Origin of the sequence: Fusibacter bizertensis (assembly GCF_029914245.1) — a bacterium.
In the GTDB taxonomy this organism is placed as follows: Bacteria; Bacillota; Clostridia; order Peptostreptococcales; family Acidaminobacteraceae; genus Fusibacter_C; species Fusibacter_C bizertensis.
In genome coordinates this window covers 98,626-115,662 of record NZ_JARYZI010000010.1, presented here as the reverse complement: position 1 = coordinate 115,662, position 17,037 = coordinate 98,626, and the positions used below count along the sequence as shown (strand labels likewise).

At 38.2% G+C, this 17,037-nt stretch carries 13 protein-coding genes; 3 read left to right on the top strand and 10 right to left on the bottom strand.

From position 1 onward, the window contains the following. Positions 1–2 precede the first annotated feature (2 nt). From QE109_RS13955 to QE109_RS13910, 10 genes are all read right to left on the bottom strand, one after another. A complete protein-coding gene (locus tag QE109_RS13955) occupies positions 3–1,559 on the bottom strand; it encodes a YifB family Mg chelatase-like AAA ATPase (protein ID WP_281095151.1) in 1,557 nt (518 codons plus the stop codon). After that, positions 1,560–1,682, bottom strand: coding sequence for a hypothetical protein (locus QE109_RS13950; RefSeq protein WP_281095150.1), 123 nt, complete (start codon positions 1,680–1,682; stop codon positions 1,560–1,562). 75 nt (positions 1,683–1,757) lie between these two features. Beyond that, a complete protein-coding gene (locus QE109_RS13945; RefSeq protein WP_281095149.1) occupies positions 1,758–2,156 on the bottom strand; it encodes an HI0074 family nucleotidyltransferase substrate-binding subunit in 399 nt (132 codons plus the stop codon). A 145-nt stretch (positions 2,157–2,301) separates the two neighbouring features. Beyond that, positions 2,302–2,469: a hypothetical protein gene (locus QE109_RS13940; RefSeq protein ID WP_281095148.1), complete on the bottom strand. Its 168-nt coding sequence runs from the start codon at positions 2,467–2,469 to the stop codon at positions 2,302–2,304. Between the two features lie 435 nt (positions 2,470–2,904). Beyond that, positions 2,905–6,072 (bottom strand): S-layer homology domain-containing protein, encoded by a 3,168-nt coding sequence (locus QE109_RS13935; RefSeq protein WP_281095147.1) that lies wholly within the window; start codon positions 6,070–6,072, stop codon positions 2,905–2,907. Between the two features lie 926 nt (positions 6,073–6,998). After that, the gene (locus QE109_RS13930) at positions 6,999–8,531 is read right to left on the bottom strand and encodes a S41 family peptidase (RefSeq protein ID WP_281095146.1); all 1,533 of its coding nucleotides are present in this window, start codon (positions 8,529–8,531) and stop codon (positions 6,999–7,001) included. A gap of 36 nt (positions 8,532–8,567) precedes the next feature. Beyond that, entirely contained in the window at positions 8,568–9,542 is a 975-nt protein-coding gene (locus tag QE109_RS13925) for a tocopherol cyclase family protein (protein ID WP_281095145.1), read from the bottom strand. A 9-nt stretch (positions 9,543–9,551) separates the two neighbouring features. Beyond that, complete coding sequence (locus tag QE109_RS13920) at positions 9,552–10,196, bottom strand: diacylglycerol/polyprenol kinase family protein (protein ID WP_281095144.1); 645 nt, start codon at positions 10,194–10,196, stop codon at positions 9,552–9,554. A gap of 70 nt (positions 10,197–10,266) precedes the next feature. After that, positions 10,267–10,611 (bottom strand): hypothetical protein, encoded by a 345-nt coding sequence (locus QE109_RS13915; protein ID WP_281095143.1) that lies wholly within the window; start codon positions 10,609–10,611, stop codon positions 10,267–10,269. Beyond that, a complete protein-coding gene (locus QE109_RS13910; RefSeq protein WP_281095142.1) occupies positions 10,608–11,888 on the bottom strand; it encodes a DUF1576 domain-containing protein in 1,281 nt (426 codons plus the stop codon). Before QE109_RS13910 ends, QE109_RS13915 begins: the two co-directional genes overlap by 4 nt. 241 nt (positions 11,889–12,129) lie before the next feature. Here QE109_RS13910 and QE109_RS13905 point away from each other — a divergent pair, with 241 nt between their 5' ends. From QE109_RS13905 to QE109_RS13895, 3 genes are all read left to right on the top strand, one after another. Continuing rightward, positions 12,130–13,869, top strand: a complete 1,740-nt coding sequence (locus QE109_RS13905; RefSeq protein WP_281095141.1) for a methyl-accepting chemotaxis protein — start codon at positions 12,130–12,132, stop codon at positions 13,867–13,869. Positions 13,870–14,130: 261 nt separating this feature from the next. Continuing rightward, the gene (locus tag QE109_RS13900) at positions 14,131–15,300 is read left to right on the top strand and encodes an iron-containing alcohol dehydrogenase (RefSeq protein ID WP_281095140.1); all 1,170 of its coding nucleotides are present in this window, start codon (positions 14,131–14,133) and stop codon (positions 15,298–15,300) included. Then, entirely contained in the window at positions 15,275–16,753 is a 1,479-nt protein-coding gene (locus QE109_RS13895; protein WP_281095139.1) for a sensor domain-containing diguanylate cyclase/phosphohydrolase, read from the top strand. Before QE109_RS13900 ends, QE109_RS13895 begins: the two co-directional genes overlap by 26 nt. Positions 16,754–17,037 lie beyond the last annotated feature (284 nt).

Sequence of the window (17,037 nt, the reverse complement as noted above, 5' to 3'; positions counted from 1 at the left end):
TCCTAAGATTTTGCTTTATCTAAATCTCTTGCCATAAGTGCTAAGATTACATCTTCTTTTTCAATAGACTCAGAACTTCTAAGGTCTGCGCAAGTTCTTGCAACTTTTAGTATACTGTTATAAACTCTAGCGCTAAAGGTATAACGTTCAAATGCTGTTTTAATAAGTTGATCTGATTCTGAATTCAATTGGCAGTACTTATCAATATGGTATGGTTCCATTTGAGAATTCGTATGGATAGAATGGTCTTTAAAGCGTTTGGCTTGAAGCTCTCGTGCTCTTGCAACTTTTGTTGCTAGATTTTCACTAGTAATTGTATTTGACATTGATTTTGCCTCCCACATATCTATGGGACTTAAGAATTTTTGAATGTCAATTCGATCAAAAATAGGTCCAGAAATTCTGTTTCTATATTTTTTAATTTCATAGGGAGTGCAAGAACATGAAGTGTGACCATAATAACCGCATGGACAAGGATTCATTGCAGCTATTAATATGAAATGAGCCGGATACGTATTTGATTGCTTCACTCTTGAAATGGTAACTTTTTGATCTTCTAAAGGTTGTCTCAGAGCTTCTAATGTTTGACGTGCAAATTCAGGAAATTCATCTAAAAACAAAACACCATTGTGTGCGAGTGAAATTTCACCTGGAAGTGCAGTGGCACCGCCACCAATTATTGCGCTTGTAGATGCATTGTAATGTGGTGCTCTAAAGGGGCGTTGTCCGACTATATTTGCCTTGTCTAAAGTCCCTGAAACACTGTGAATAGCCATACTCTCAAGTTTTTCTTGTTCTGTCATAGGTGGTAGAATCGTCTGCATTCGCTTAGCAATCATTGATTTACCACAGCCCGGAGGTCCAACGAGGAGTATATTATGGTTTCCGGCAGCTGCAATTGCCACAAATTCAAGAATTAAATCTTGTCCTTTAACATCTGTAAAATCTAGGTTGTTTTGAATTTTCAAATGACGCGCTTCGACACTTATAATTGGTCTATGATATTGTCGTTTTTCAAGCCAATTGACGACATCGTCTATTTGTGTAAATGCGTATAAGTTTAATCCTTTGACCAGTTTTGCTTCTTCTAAACTTTTTAGTGGCAAGACAATGTTCTTTATCCCTATGTTTTTAGCATGAATTAACATGGGAAGTATCCCTCGAGTATGCTGTAATTCACCAGTCAAACCTATCTCGCCTATAAAAATAAACTCTTCAATTTTGATACCAACATCATTTAAAACAGCTGATTCGATCAAAAGGCCTATGAGCATAGGTAAATCAAAAGATGTACCACTTTTTTTTATATCACTGGGCGAAAGATTTATCACTATTTTCTTTCTGGGGAATTTGAAATGCAAATGTTCAAAAGCCGATTCAATTCGATCTCTCGCTTCTTTAACAGCTACATCACCAAGACCTACAATGTTCATCGTCGAAAGACCGTTAATCAATTTGACTTGTACATCAATAATGTAACCCTCTATGCCATTAACACCAATTGTTTTGATTTGTGTTGCCATATGGTATATATTTCCTTTTGACTTTATTATATCCATTTATTGGTAAATCGTCAACACAAAAAGCGCCAAGATTCTAAGACCTTGACGCTTCATATGTTTTAAACTTCTAACTTCCCTTTCTGTTGCCTGGCTATTTTTCGGTAGTACAGATATTTCCATCTCTACTCTTGTTCATATCACTTCGTTTCAGGACTTCATTTCACTGAACTTCTGAAAAACTGCCTGTGAGTGTGATTATAATATCACCTTAAAATAATTGTATACTTGAGCTACTGCTGAATAGTATTCAGTCTTAATCTTTAATGTGACAAAATTAAAACGCCCTTCATCATAAGTATTCGCCAATAAATTGCGTTTTTCGAGCATATCCATCCAAACATCACCATCATCGATAATTTCAAAATGAAACCCTTCTTTAATGACTTCTCTTGGAAACTTAGCATTAACATCATTCGCTTCTAAATAATCTTTAATTGTTTTCCAAGCCAGTTCAAAAGTATACTCGAAACGTTGTATTAGTCCTTCTTTCTCTAATATACTCAAACTGTCAAATAAGTTAATTGCAAAAGTTAACTGTTGAAATGCTTTGTCAAAGTTTTCAAATCTTTGTCGCCATCTTATCTCTTTACTCATAAAGGGTACCTTGACTATTTTTATTTACAAAAGAAATAAGCGGTTAATCATCGCTGAGCAGTTTAACCTCAAATACTGAAACGAGCATAATCTAACCTCCAACTTCCCGTTTTGTTAGTTGACTATTTTTACAAGTTATTTCGATTCAAGGTTTCATTGATTTGAGTTTGCAAGAAACTGTATGGGAATGTTGATTTTCAATTTTCTCGATCAAGCTACAAATCTGTTCACTTTTTAATTCAAGCTCATGTCGTTCCATCTCTGTAAGCTTCTCTTTTTTATATTCTTTAAAAGTTCTAATTTTCCTATCCATGATTCCTCTTTCATATTATAGTTTTATTGTACTCGAAAAACTGTTAATAGTTTTTTAAAGTTACAAAGGCTACTATAATTCTAGAATAACAGTATTGATTTTTTTTAAGTCTTTCTCTAATAATTATAACATATCGTTTTAATCAAGCAAAATACAATACTTTGTATTTGTCTGTGTATAAACGTTTAATAACGTAATACTCGTGAGGTCTTTTAATTATACCTTAAATATAAATTTAGGGCACAAAAAAGCGCCAAGATCCTAAGACCTTGACGCTTTATTTCTTTTGAACTTCCAACTTCCCTTTTTGTTGCCTGGCTATTTTTCGGTAGTACAGATATTTCCATCCTTACACTTGTTCATATCACTTCGTTTCAGGACTTCATTTCACTGAACTTCCGGAAAACTGCCTGGGAGTGTGGATTAAATTAATGATTATTCAGCAATAACTAAACCTACAGCGTTTGTAGCTAATGCATTTCCTGCTAAATCAACAGTACTTGCATTACCGCCAGTTGCATAAGTTACAGTAATACCACCATTTCCAGTACCCATTTCAGCAGCAAAAGTAGCTACTGTAAGTACGATTTGATTTGCATTAGTTCCTGCTGCCCATGATGTTACAGCGTATGTTGTAGCTTCTCCAGTTGCAGTTACTACAAAACCACCATCATTTGCTGCAAATGTTCCAGTAACACTTTCACTAAAAGTAACCGTGATATGTGTGTTCGGAGTAGTTACAGCAGCACTAACCATTGTTGGAGCAGTAGTGTCTACTAAAACTTTAACTTCTTGATCAGAAACAGGTAAAATGTTAATTCCTGTTGCAGCAGTATCTAAAATACCTGTACCAACTGGGAATGAAATTTTAATAGTTTTTTCTGCATCTTCGTTAGTACCGATAGCTTTGATAGCATCTAAATCAGTACCTGCAAAAGTAACAGTAACTACATTTGAAGCAATAACAACGTTGCTAGTATTAGCATTAGCAAGAACAACAGCACCATTAGTATCTTTAACTAACATATTTGACTTAAATGCTGCTTCAGTTCCAGCTTTCATTGGCTCACTAAACGTTAATTTAATACTATTTGGAGCAGTTCCTTTTTCTACTTTTGTAAGTGTTGGTGCAATCATATCAATAACATTAACTTTTTCAGCAGTTGCATAAGCAGTTGTACCAGTTTTTGTTAATGTGCTATTGTAGATATTTTTGATTGCAGTTGGTGCATTAACCATAAGTGTATATTTTTCAGCATCAGCATCAAGATTTACTGCAGTTGTAAATGTTACAACTTTAGAATCTGTTGCACTGATTACTGCACTTGACATACCAGTTACAGCTTCTGTTCCTTCATAAACTACGAATACTGAAGGATCAACAGCAGCTACTTCATTATTAAAAGTAACTTGAATTGTATTATTTGTTTTTACTAATACATTACCATTAACATTCAAGAATGTAGAACCTTGAACAAGGATAGGTCCTGAAATAGCACCAGTAATCATATTTCCAGCAGCGTCTTTTACAGCAACAGCTTTGAATTCAAGAGTTGCAGTAGCAGCGCCAGTGTAAGTGATAGTAACAGATTTTAAATCAGCAGCAGCAACAATTTTAGTTGCATTTGAATCTGCTTGAAGAGGACCAAAAGTACCAGCTCCAACTTTAACTTGGTAATTAGCTAAGTTTTCAATTGTAGTTTTGTCCATAGCTTCGCTAAAGAAGATTTTTACTGTATCTTTTTTAGCAGCATCAGCAGCAGTTTCACCTGAAGCAGCTACTCCAGCTGTAACTAAGAACTTATCAGAAACTTCAGGTTTTAATGTATCAAGTGAAGTAAATGATAAAGTAGTAGTAGCAAGACCATTTTGTCTTACTGTAGCATCTTTCATATCTGTAATTTTAACTTTATAATCGCCTGGATTCTTGCTTGCAAGAACTGTCCACTCAATTACTTTACTTTCTGAATTAGCTTTAAATCCAGCAGCTAAAACAGTAGTTTCTTGTACAACTTTGTCATCTTTGTCTAAAATTTGAAGTTTACCAACAGTTTGCATTGGCTTAGAGAAAGTCAATGTTAACTTGTTATTAGCTCCAACTGTAGTCAATTCAACAGTAGGAAGTGTAGTATCATCAGCAACTTGAGTAGTGATTGTTGTATAATCTTTCACTTCGTTACCAATAATGTCTTTTTGACCTTTGTACTCAACTTTAACTTCTACAATTGCAGAAATTCCAAGGCTTAAGCCTTTAAGAGTAACTTCAGTTTTTTGAGCATTCCAATCAGCAGCAGCTGGAGTGAATGCCGTTCCGTTATCAACTTTAAATGTTCCAGCTACTTCAACTGGCTCATCAAATTTAACAAGAACAGAAGTCATGCTCTTAACTTCTACAGAAGTTGCAACAGGAGCTTTGTCATCTTTTACAACTTCAAAAGTCAATGTTGCTGTAGGTGCAGTAAAGTTAGCATAATCTTTAAGACCTTTAATTTCGATAGATTTACTACCTTCAGTTAAAGTATTGCTTAAAGTGAAAAGAACTGTGTTATCTACATTGTCAACAGCTGCTTTAGCAACAATTGAGTTTGAATCAATTTTAATATCATTCAACATAGTAAATAATGTTGGGCTTGATCCAGTAGGAGCTTGAACTGGCTCAGAGAAAGTTACTTTAATTTGTTTAGGATTTAAAGCAACTGCGCTTAAAATTGTAGGAACAGTTGTATCGTTTACAACGATAGTTTGTTCATATTTAACAACTTCTTCGCCAGCAGCATTCTTAACGCCTTCAACAGTAACTTTTAAGCTATCAGATTGATCAACTGTGTTTAATGTAACAGTTACAAACATTTTGTCTTCAGATACTGTCATAGCAGAAACTCTATCAGTAGTACCTTCAACAACTTTAACAGTTGTAGCTTTTACAGTATCTTTGTCAATTGCTTGATTGAAATTAATAACTAATGTTTTTAAGTTATCAGCAACAACATCAGACACTAATAATTCAGTTGGTTCAACAACTTCTGGCTCAAGTTTACCAAGTTTAACGCCAAGAGTCATTTCTTCGCCGTTAACGTTTACTGCAGAAACAGCAGTCCACATAGCTTCGAAAGCTTCGCCTCTTGTTAATTCTGTACCTTCTGCTATAATTCCTAGTTCAGCAGCATCAGCAAGAACTGTATTCCAAGTTACATCATAACCAAGTGCGTTCATAAGAACAGCAACTAATTGATTAGCTGGAACTGCTTGATCAGGACCAAACATTGTTCCATCGCCTAAGCCGTTCATCCATCCATTTTCTTGTGCGTAAGCGATAAAAGGCTTAGCCCAATCTTGGAATGTATCTGCATCTGTGAAATCTGCAGGTTGTGCAAATGCAGCAGCCTCTTCTTTTGCGCCATTAAGTTCAGCGACTAAAGCTGCTAATTCAGCTCTTGTTAATTTTGCATTAACATCAAGCTTTGCGTCAACAGTCGCGCCGTCTTTACCCGTGATGAAGCCATTATCATAAAGATTTTGAGCTCCAGTCGCGTCAGCTGCGAAAGTTGGGATCATACCTAGTACAAGCACTAAAGCTAATACTAAAGATAATACTCTTTTCATTGCGAATTCCTCCCTTTTAGTTAGGTTTAATTTTTTTGCTTCTTGTTACAGAAGAGAGTTTTGATCAATAACCCCCTTCTGAGGCGAAAGCTCTGCCTCAGAATCGCGTAACCCGCGTGGGATATCGCAAAATCCTATTACTGATTATATCACCTCTTAAGAAGCATGGTCAATCAAAGTTTTTTATTGTAATAGAACTGTAAAACTACGAATCGCCTACTACAGCCTAATTATATACTAAATTTAGGCTTAAGTCTGTTACCATAGCATTACATATGATTACAATAACATGACAAAGGTTATATACCACTTTGAAAATAAAATATTCACTCAAAAAGCAACGGATGTCGAAACACATTGAAAATACAAGCTTTCAAGTTTTCAAATTATTTAGTGGACATATGTATAAGACGTAACATTTCTAAAAAAGTTCCATGAACATTATAGTATAAGCGTCCATATACCCTCCCCCCTTTAAGTACACACATACATATCAGCACATTTACCGGATACTAAAAAAAATTTTCAAAAAACTAAAAGGCGCAGCGATATATTATGAAGTAAAATCAATGTAACTTCACATATACAAAGATAGGGCATCCATATTTAGGTTTGAATCCCTTCCCCGCAAAGCGAAAACTCGGTATATTATAAGGCGCAGCGATATATTATGAAGTAAAATCAATGCAGCCTCACATGTACAAAGATAGGGCATCAACATTTAGTTTTGGAAATCCTTCCCCGTGAAACGAAAACTCAGAATCCTATAAGGCGCAGCGATATATTAAGAAGTATAACCAATGTAACCTCATTATGTACAAAGATAGGGCGTCCATATTTAGTTTTGGAAATCCTTTTGAGTAAAGCGAAAACTCGGATTGGAAAAACTAAATATGGACGCCCTATCTAATATATTCTACATTAACTTACTTCTTAAAATAATCAAGCGCCGCCTCAAGTTGTGGATCATAACTCTTCGCCTCATCAGACACAAGCGCCTTAGTGATCTCTTCTATCGTTTGAGTCGTTAAAAGTCCAGAAGCCGTTAAGCCATGAAGTGCTTGGAACTGTTTAACGATTGCTTTGCTCGCTGGTCCGTATTGACCATCAGCTACGATATCATAACCAAGTAGTTCAAGTCTTTGTTGTACACCGTATACATTAAGTGAGATTGCGCCAGCTCTTGGGTTAACAGGTGCAAGAGATGCCATAAGTTCATCTGTCATTCTCACAGGTGCTTTGACTTCGATATCCGGTTTGATACCCACTCCGTGTACATGATAGTCACCGTTAAGTAGGTATTCAGCTATAGTCAGCTTGATTCCGCCACCATTGGTAAGAGGCATCAAGTTTTGAACTGTACCTTTACCAAAAGAGTTTGTACCGATTACCACACCACTACCTGTTTGTTGGATACTACCCGAGAAGATCTCAGAAGCACTCGCTGAACCACCATTGACTAAAACTGCTACATCCATAGGTGCTTTTGCCGTCGTTGCACGGTAAGTTCTATCATTGCTTCCTTTATAGTCTATCTTTACGATCTGTTTTCCAGCAGGGATAAAATAGTCACTTACGTGGATGGCAGTGTCTAGTAAACCACCCGGATTGTTTCTAACATCCACTACAAGTTGTTTTACATCCTTGTTTGCCATAAAGGCCATGGCTGCATCAAACTCGGCATTGGTTTTGCTACCAAACTCAATGATCTGGATATAACCTACGCCACCGTCAAGCATCTCGTAATTTACTGACTTGACGATAATCGTATCTCTCACGATGTTAAAGTATAAAAGGTCTTCAAGACCTGGTCTTTTAATGGTAAGTTTAACTGCCTTTCCTTTTTCACCACGAATCAGCGTAACCGCTTTTTCAGTGGTAAAGCCTGCAGCATCTACACCGTCGATCTCAGTGATCATATCGCCCGGCTGTAAGCCTGCTCTATCAGCAGGTGTATCTTTAATAGGTGCAACGACTTCTACATAACCGTTTTTTCCTTCTGTTATAGAAGCGCCGATACCGCTAAACTCACCTTCGATACTGGTGTTAAAACTTTCATATTCAGAAGGGGTAAAATAAGTGCTATATGGATCAAGAACACCAAAGATGCCTTTGTATGCGCCTTCGATTAAATCTTGTTTGTCTACATCTTTATAATAACTACTTTGTACCATTTCCATCATAAAATCTATAAAATCGTGATAACCTACATCTGCGCCTGTATCAGATGCAGCGGTGATCTTTATCTCTTGATCCGAGACCAAGATGTGTCCACCTTCACGATAAGGTTCTACTGTCACTGTCTGTGAAAAGACTGGAGCGAGTGCCATACCTACTAATAAAAGCGCTAAGAAAATTGCAAGGACGCTCTTCAGCATCTTACTACGCCTTTGTTTTCTTAACTTTTTCTCCATCAATAAGACCTTTGGGTCTTTTTTACCTGTACGCGCCTTTGTCATGTTCGCCCTCCTTTGTCGTTGCTTTATATTATACTGCTAACTGTCGCCATTGGCAAGGCGACCTTGTAAAGCAATTTCGATTCCTGCACATGAGCTGCTAAGGTTTACACATTCACCGCCATCAATTGATAAAGCAAGTGTCACCTCTCCACCTAACCCCTCTTTTATGGTCCGAACCATCTCTCCTTGCAGTGGCGCCTTTAACTGTCCGTGCCCCTCTACCACTGCCGTTACTTTTAGTATGACTTTTCCCTTTATCAGCTTAAAAGTCACCGATGTCTCCGTTGCTTTAAAGCCCCGTACCTTTGCACCATTGTAAGTCGCAAACCGGTACTCTTTTCCTTTGTACTTTAAGTTGGCGATTAACCCATCAAAAGCGAGAAAGCCAAAGGGGATCGTCGCGATGCTGCACATAAAACTCGTATCAAAATCTTCAAACTGGTTCGCTTGTAGCCACACATATGATTTGGGAAAAGAACGTCCCCAGTCTTTTTCGATATACCCTTTACCACCTTCAAAATCTATGTTTTCTCCACTGGGTATGCGCATATGGCCACTGATCGAGTGGTTCATACTGATCACACCATGGTTACACTCCATGCCAGGGATATATGAAAAAAAGCCCATAATATCTGGTGAGAGGAGAGATTTATCTATATCACTAAACGCACCAAACTGGTAACTGCCATTAAAGTCATCTCCCAGTGAGATCTGCATACCGCTAAGTGTAAACACATTATTACCTATGGTGATCTTAAAGGGCTCATCTTCTACCTTAAAAGCTGACAAAGGGAACCTATAGTAATAAGTCTTAACCTCTGGTGATACAATCACTTGGATAAAGCAGTGCGTATCCTCACTATCGAGACTCACCCCCGGTATAAAAGCGATGGTATGCCTTCCAGTTTGATCAACTTGTTTGTAGTACCAACCTTCAAAATAATCTTTACCATCAAGTCGACCTTGAAAACGTTCTGGGTTTGTTCTTTTGGTATGTTTTATACGTTTCATCCTTTTCTCCTACATCAAAAAATAGATTATAAGCGTCGTCCCTATGGGTACAGTTAAATTGTCACTACCCTTTAAAGATACAGATTCTAAAAAAACAGCGCTGCATACAACGAGTACCATCTCAGCAGCTGTTAAGCCAATCGCGTATATATTATTGAAGAAAACAACGATCACCACTGTCAAAACGATCGCTACTAGTGACCCTTCTAGCGACTTGCTTCCGTATAGCTTATGCTTGCCATATCGGATACCTACCAGTGCAGCGAAACCATCGGCATACCCCATGATCAAAACCCCTATCACACCAATCTCTGGTCGACCGATCCCGAAAGTCCATACTGTAATCACTAGTAAGGAAACCGCATAAAAAATCCGCCCTAGGTCTTGCTGCTCTCCCTCTCGTTCAATGCTCTTAAAAAGGTGGTTTTTAAGCATGTAATAGTTGACGATGACGAACATCATCGGCACGATCGCTGCAGTTAGCGCTGTATCCGCATACCACATCACCATGAACCACCAGTTACTCGCCCCGATATGCACGAGTTTCCTTGTGGTCTCCCGGGAAGCCTTTTGTGTCTTATAAAGATAGCTTGAAAGTAATAGCAAAGCCAGCACATATATATTTGATAAGGTGATTCCTATAAGTGTTTTCATCACATCTTCCCCCATCAAAAAAAGAGTTACACCATTATGATACCACATAATGATATAACCCTAATCAAATTTACTTATTGATCCTCACAAGTTCTATATACAAGTTCCCATCTCTTTTCTCAACTGTTGCTGAGTCGATCATTACGCTGATCAGCGTAAGTTCGTCATCATCGTCAGTTTCACCAGCTAATTGCCAGTAATACTCTTCAATCTCAGATTGTCTTTGATTGTTTAGTGTCTTTTTAAGATGAGCGATAAATTCTTCTGAATATTTCGTATTATAATCCACGATTTTGACGATGGCTCTATCAGGCTGAGTGATAATTTTAAAGTCTACCTCGTTGGTATCTTCTTTTAAAAACAAAGTTGTCAATTCGTCGACAATTTTGCAGATCTTTTTGACTTCGTGCTTCATGATCTTGATTCCCCCCTTTTGAACGCATCGATAATTGGGAGCATAAACCCTGCAACTAAGCCTCCTGAGAAGCCATTATTATATAGGTTAATCCCTCCATGAATGATACCTATATTTGTAACAAGAGTCAAGTGTAACATACCAGCAATTACGCCGATGATAGGGCCATATGCACCTGCGATAGGTGCGATGGTCGTTGAAAAAAGTGCAGATATGATGAAAGTTGTACTTGAAAAGTCATATCCAAAGAAAATCCCAGCCATTAAAACGCCTAAAACGATAGGAAAACAATTTTTAGGTTGCTTACCAAAAGCAGCAAAACCAACGATTGTGAGGATTCCTGCCATCACTGGACCGTTCACTACTCCTCCGAGGACTAACACAAAAATTAAACTTGCCATCCCTAAAACGCCCATATTGAAAAAGGTTAAACCGTAACCCACTAGAGATGTAAAATCAGTAATTGTTCTACCACGGTATTTAAAAATAGTCTTATATAGCTTAAAAGTATCTTTGTTGGTATAGAGTCCAATACCCATTAAGTACACAAATAAAACCACAAGTAACCCTATAATCATAGGATTGTTTTGATCATGGATTAAATTCACTGAAGCGATTTCCACATCGAAGCTTCTCAGTGCACTGGTGATCACTGTTCCTACGATTCCCGCTGTAAAGCCGATGTTATATAAGTTGTAACCATCATGGAAACGAATCATATGTGATGAAAGGGGTACGATGATAAAACCGATAGAGATACCGGTGAGAAGTCCCATAAGATAACTAAAGCCCTCTGTAAAAAGGCCGCCAAAGGTTATGAAGCTTACGATAGGCGCAAGCGCTGTACTGAACATGATGACCAGAATGACATTTTTCATAGGAATTTGTTGATAGCGAGCGTACAGATAGCCACCAAGATAGATTGGTAGTATGTTAAGAACGTTCTTTCCAAAAAAGGAGAAACCGAGAACGGTAAAGAATGCTGCAATTAAGAGGCCATTGATTCTCATCTTATATCTTTTAAGTAGATACAGATTAAAAAAACCAATGAGCGCTGAATTCACAAAAGCAGCACCGATGCCACCCACCACCATAAAGTCTGTGATCAGTGTTGTCGGAGATTTGATGATACTTGTCATTCCCTGAGCCAGATTGGCTCCTTGTGATAGGGCGTATAATACGCCAAAGATGAGGAAGATCAGGGGGAAAACGGCAAGAATCAGGATTTTCTGTTCCTTGTGTAAGTCTCTTTCTTCAATTTTGTTTGCAAAAGCCACAAATTCACCTCTTATTGTTTTGTATTTTTTTGTTTTTCTTATTATACATGATTATGCCTTTCCCGGTCTATATAAGTTTTGCATAATCCATAAAAACAAATTGCATTTTCGCTATATAAAAATGATATATTTTTATTGTTTTTTGATAATTATCCTGTGAATTCTTGTGTTATAAAGCCATAGAGAGTGGTATAATTATACATGAATATCTATATTTTTTTTACAAAGGGGGCTACAAAATTTGAAACTATCAATTAGAAAAAAGCTGATCATCATTTCTAGCTTGCTACTGGTTATTCCAGTTATTGCTGTCGGTGCGACAAGTTACTTTTTCGCAAAAGACCAACTTTCTATGAAAGGTGAGGTCATCCTCAAAAACGGCGTTAAGCAAGTTATGCAACTGATCGATGCCAAGAAAATAGAAGTCGCAAGAGGCGATCTATCTACGGAAGAAGCACAAGAAGAAATTAGGGTTTTATTACTTGGACCTAAAGATGCAGACAACAAACGTCCAATTAGCAAAAACATCGATTTGGGACCAAACGGATACTTTTTAGCATATTCAACTGACGGGGTTGAAGTGATGCACCCATCACTTGAGGGGACAAATGTATGGGAAACCGAAGATAAAAGCGGTTCTGGTTTCAAGTTAGTTCAAGCACAAGTAAAGGCTGCTCAAAGCGGCGGTGGATTTGTTACTTATGCATGGACACTTCCTGGATCAGAGAGTATAGGCGATAAAATTACCTATCAAGAATTAGATGCTGATTGGGGCTGGGTTGTAAGTGCTGGTGCATATGTACAAGACTTCAACAAAGGCGCAAACACTATATTGATGGTCATTATCGTGGTACTTGCACTTTCATTAGTCTTTGGACTACTTATTATCACACTCTTTACAGGTAGTTTTGCAAAACCAATTAAAGCGATATCAGCTTCACTACTTGAAGTTTCAAATAACAACCTTGATGTAAAAGAAATCAACATCAAGAACACTGATGAGATCGGTACACTTGCAACTGCCTATAACACCATGCTTCACAACGTAAGAGGTCTTGTGGAAGCGATGCAATCTTCATCAAGCACTGTTACCGAACTAGCTAGTTCTTTGGTTGAGGTTACTGATCAAACGACCAACGCGATTAACGAAGTGGCACAAACCATTGGTGAAGTTGCAAAAGCTGTAAGTGAAGAAGCGACTACTACTGAAGAGGCAGTTGTTAAAGTCAATGAACTCTCAAGAAACATAGATGGCGTTAAAAACTCTACTGCAACTGTTGAATCACTTGCTAACAGTGCTGAAGATCAAAGTAAAAAAGGACTTGATGCTGTTAAAAAACTTTTAACCGCAACAGATGATACCAACACAGCTACTGAAAAAATTAGCGATGTCATCACAAAAGTATCTGAAAGCACTGCAAAGATCCATACAATTACCGATGCAATCACTGCAATCTCCGAACAAACTAACTTACTCGCACTTAACGCTTCTATAGAAGCAGCTAGAGCAGGAGAAGCAGGTAGAGGATTTGCTGTAGTTGCAGAAGAGATTCGTAAACTTGCCGAGCAGTCAGCTAACCAAGTTGGCGAAATCAAGAGCATCATCGGAGAGATCAACAGTCACTCTGAACTTTCTGTTGCTACTATGGCTGAACTTAAAAACGTTTCTGTACAACAAAACGAATCGGTAGCTTCAACGCAAGTTCAATTTGACGCAATTGCAAAAGGCGTACACGAATTAAACGCTGAACTTGGTAACATCGACTCCGAAGTTAACCAGATGCTTATGCTCAAAGAATACATCGTCGATGCTATGACTGGTATCTCGGCTTCAACTGAAGAGACATCTGCAAGCACTGAAGAAGTTTCAGCTGCTACTGAAGAACAACTCGCTGGTATGACTGAGATCAACGACCAAACAGCAAGACTCAACATCCTTGCAAAAGAACTAGAACAAATTATCAACAAATTCAAGTTATAAGCTTTGTATGACTTATGAGTATTACATGATTCGTAAGCATTCTATGACTTTTATGTACTTAGGATGCCTCAATAAACAGGGTTGAGATCATATGGTCTCTGCCCTGTTTTTTTTATATTCATTTCACTATTGTAATGAATTTTTAATCTATCGTCAGTTAATTCCCTTTTACGATGGGTACTAATATAAACATACTGTTTTTTACCATAGTTTTAATTTGTTAACTAATATAAGTAACGTTATGATAGATGAGGTGAGTTTATGAATTCTTCTTTAGAGCAACGCAAATTCGTGGTTCCTGAAGTGATCGTCGGCTATGATGCGATGAAATTGGCAGCACAATACTTAAAACATTTTAGTGCTAAGAAGACCATGATTGTAACTGATAAAGGTGTTGTAGGTCAAAACTGGTTTACTCAGATACTGGGTTCATTAACCGCTCAAGGCATAGATTATATGATCTTTGAAGATGTATCAAGCAACCCCAAAGACTATGAAGCGATGCTTGGTGCAGAACTTTTTTTAGCCGAAGACTGTGACAGTTTGCTGGCAGTAGGCGGAGGTAGTCCAATGGACTGCGCCAAGTGCATCAGTATCGTCTCAACAAACGGTGGACATATACTAGATTATATAGGTGTGGATGAGATCAGGTTACCAGGTCCTCCACTTGTATGTATCCCTACTACTGCAGGAACTTCTGCTGATGTGTCTCAGTTTGCTATTATCACCGACTCACATGAACATATCAAAAAAGCAATTATCAGCAAAAAAGTTGTGCCCGATCTGGCGCTGATTGATCCTATTCCACTGATGACTATGGATCTATATTTAACCGCTTGCACTGGTATGGATGCACTTACACATGCGATTGAAGCATATGTAAGTAACGCGTCTTCATCAATTACAGATATTCATGCACTTAACGCGATAAAGCTCGTTTATGAGTTTTTGCCTTTAGCCGTCAAAGAGGATCGCACAATTGAGACCATGCATCAGATGCTATTAGGCTCAATGCATGCGGGATTTGCTTTTTCAAACGCTAGTCTAGGCGCGGTCCACGCACTCGCACATAGTTTAGGTGGTGTGCTTGACCTACCTCACGGCGAATGCAATAGCATCTTGTTACAAAGACTTATCGCTGTAAACTTTGACGCTGCTCCACTACGCTATCGCCGAATCGCGGAGACAATAGGGATACAAACTTCCGGGCTCAGTGACGAGCATGTTAAGTTAAATTTAGTAGAGGCAATCTCAAACTTACGAGAGATCGTAGGGATTCCTGAAGCTGTTACTATGCCTCTCCCTAACAAAGATACCATTGCATCTATGGTTACCAGCGCATTAACTGATCCATGTATGGTCACTAACCCAAAAGAATTATCCTATGACGAGGTGGAAGAACTGTATGTCCATTTATTCCAAAAAAGATAAAGCACTTACTCGCGAAGGCATCATCGGCCTTGGAGAAAGTTCTATTAGAAAAAATTACTATCCTGAACTTCAGGATAAGATCAGTACACTTGAAAAGATGAAGACGCGCAACCAAGCATTGATGATGGCAATCCCAGATATACTGCTTGTAAGCGATTCAAATCATCACTTCACTCCTTTTGCGACTTCAAAAGCTGAAGAAGCTGCTTTAGTGTTGTCTTTTTTAAGAGAGCCCGCTATTGCAGATAAACTTAAGCAAGGCGTTGATGAAGTGATCTTAAACCGTAAACCTGAGATTATCAACTTTACGGTTGTTTCTTCTGTTCAAAAGCGGCATTTTGAAGCACGTTTTCAGCTTACCGAGCTAAATGAAGTGTTGATTATCATAAGAGATATGACACAGCGCACGGTCCTAGAAGAAAAACTTCGTGATATGGCAGAAAGAGATAGCAGTACAAACCTCTACAATCGCAGAAAATTTGAAGACGCTATGCTCGCATATGAAGATATGAACTCAGTATCCATCTCTCTTATCGTATTTGATATTGACGGACTCAAAAACATCAACGATACCATCGGGCATCTTGAAGGAGATCGCGTCATCAAAACAGTTGCTGATAAGATCAACGAGAACTTTAACGACGCAGTGCTCATCAGTAGAATTGGTGGCAACGAGTTCGCTGTTATATATGAAGGCATAAGCAAATCAGTGATCCAATCGAAATGTGATGCTTTTAACTTAAAACTCGACTTGATCAACCAAAATCTTGCATATGAAGTCTCTGTCTCTTTTGGCATCTCTCATTCAAACGGTATGCCTATAAATGGTGCGCAGCTTTACCAGTTCGCCGATCACAACCTATATAACCATAAATTATTGAAAGAAGGTAGCAGCAAAAGTACACTGGTCAAAACTTTGATGAAGGCTCTTGAAGCTAAAGACTATGTCACCGAAGGACATACTGACCGCATGAGTGAACTGGCTAAAAAACTAGGGCTCACTTTTGGATTAGAACAACACCGCATGGATCAACTAACGCTACTCACTAAGTTCCACGACCTTGGAAAAGTTGGGATACCAGATAATATCCTTAAAAAACCCGGACCCCTTACACCTGATGAGTGGGAGATCATGAAGACACACACAGCTATAGGTCAACGTATCGCATCTGCATCGCCCGAACTAACAGCCATTTCCGATCTCATCTACAAGCACCATGAAAAATGGGATGGAACAGGATACCCACTAGGCTTAAAAGGCAAAGAAATCCCACTAGAATGTCGCATCCTATCCCTAGTTGATTCATATGATGCCATGACCAATGATAGACCTTATAGAAAAGCACTCACAATAAAAGCAGCAATGTCAGAAATCAAACGCTGTTCAGGTACACAATTTGATCCAGACATGGTTAAGATATTTTGCGAATATATAGAAAGTGGTACGGTATAAAGTTAAAGCCCATCCGTGTTATTTCTTTCTCCAGTTCCAGTCCTCGCTTGCCCAGCAAGCTGCGGAAGAACTTCCACAAGAAATAACACGGATAGGCTTTATACATAACGTGTCCACATACATATGACATTTTTGGAAGTTCTTCCGCAGGATATGTTCTACATCCGAGGACTGGAACTGGAAAAAATCATGTGAATCCAAACTTTCTTTTAACACAACATAGAAGCCCGTGCCATATAGTTCTTTTGGAAGTTCTTCCGCAGGATATGTTTTCATCCGAGGAC

What these genes read in the sequence shown, in the direction of transcription:
- QE109_RS13945 (WP_281095149.1), bottom strand. Translation starts at nt 2,156, where the DNA reads ATGAGTAAAGAGATAAGATGGCGACAAAGATTTGAAAACTTTGACAAA.
- QE109_RS13900 (WP_281095140.1), top strand. Translation starts at nt 14,131, where the DNA reads ATGAATTCTTCTTTAGAGCAACGCAAATTCGTGGTTCCTGAAGTGATC.
- QE109_RS13955 (WP_281095151.1), bottom strand. Translation starts at nt 1,559, where the DNA reads ATGGATATAATAAAGTCAAAAGGAAATATATACCATATGGCAACACAA.
- QE109_RS13915 (WP_281095143.1), bottom strand. Translation starts at nt 10,611, where the DNA reads ATGAAGCACGAAGTCAAAAAGATCTGCAAAATTGTCGACGAATTGACA.
- QE109_RS13950 (WP_281095150.1), bottom strand. Translation starts at nt 1,682, where the DNA reads ATGGAAATATCTGTACTACCGAAAAATAGCCAGGCAACAGAAAGGGAA.
- QE109_RS13895 (WP_281095139.1), top strand. Translation starts at nt 15,275, where the DNA reads ATGTCCATTTATTCCAAAAAAGATAAAGCACTTACTCGCGAAGGCATC.
- QE109_RS13925 (WP_281095145.1), bottom strand. Translation starts at nt 9,542, where the DNA reads ATGAAACGTATAAAACATACCAAAAGAACAAACCCAGAACGTTTTCAA.
- QE109_RS13920 (WP_281095144.1), bottom strand. Translation starts at nt 10,196, where the DNA reads ATGAAAACACTTATAGGAATCACCTTATCAAATATATATGTGCTGGCT.
- QE109_RS13940 (WP_281095148.1), bottom strand. Translation starts at nt 2,469, where the DNA reads ATGGATAGGAAAATTAGAACTTTTAAAGAATATAAAAAAGAGAAGCTT.
- QE109_RS13930 (WP_281095146.1), bottom strand. Translation starts at nt 8,531, where the DNA reads ATGACAAAGGCGCGTACAGGTAAAAAAGACCCAAAGGTCTTATTGATG.
- QE109_RS13935 (WP_281095147.1), bottom strand. Translation starts at nt 6,072, where the DNA reads ATGAAAAGAGTATTATCTTTAGTATTAGCTTTAGTGCTTGTACTAGGT.